Here is a 794-nt window from a genome sequence, read left to right on the forward strand (position 1 = left end):
GCTGCAATCACTACCGTTCTGGCAAAAACCTACGGTGGTTCTGCTCGTGCATTCGACCAGATCGATAACGCACCAGAAGAAAAAGCTCGTGGTATCACCATCAACACCTCTCACGTTGAGTACGACACCCCGACTCGCCACTACGCACACGTAGACTGCCCAGGCCACGCCGACTATGTTAAAAACATGATCACCGGTGCTGCGCAGATGGACGGCGCGATCCTGGTTGTTGCTGCGACTGACGGCCCAATGCCTCAGACTCGTGAGCACATCCTGCTGGGTCGTCAGGTAGGCGTTCCTTACATCATCGTGTTCCTGAACAAATGCGACATGGTTGATGACGAAGAGCTGCTGGAACTGGTAGAGATGGAAGTTCGTGAACTGCTGTCTCAGTACGATTTCCCAGGTGACGATACCCCAATCGTTCGTGGTTCTGCTCTGAAAGCGCTGGAAGGCGACGCAGAGTGGGAAGCGAAAATCATCGAACTGGCTGGCTTCCTGGATTCTTACATCCCAGAACCAGAGCGTGCGATTGACAAGCCATTCCTGCTGCCAATCGAAGACGTATTCTCCATCTCCGGTCGTGGTACCGTTGTTACCGGTCGTGTAGAGCGCGGTATCATCAAAGTTGGTGAAGAAGTTGAAATCGTTGGTATCAAAGAGACTGCGAAGTCTACCTGTACTGGCGTTGAAATGTTCCGCAAACTGCTGGACGAAGGCCGTGCTGGTGAGAACGTTGGTGTTCTGCTGCGTGGTATCAAACGTGAAGAAATCGAACGTGGTCAGGTTCTGGC

The 794-nt window shown here is 52.8% G+C and carries 1 protein-coding gene; it reads left to right on the top strand.

Going from position 1 to position 794, the window contains the following annotated elements:
• Window positions 1–794: elongation factor Tu (locus tag ACHH0Z_RS25595; RefSeq protein WP_395149618.1), on the top strand; the 794-nt coding region annotated here is incomplete at both ends.

It is taken from the genome of Enterobacter cloacae complex sp. 2024EL-00227, from assembly GCF_043945315.1.
Classification (GTDB): Bacteria; Pseudomonadota; Gammaproteobacteria; order Enterobacterales; family Enterobacteriaceae; genus Enterobacter; species Enterobacter roggenkampii.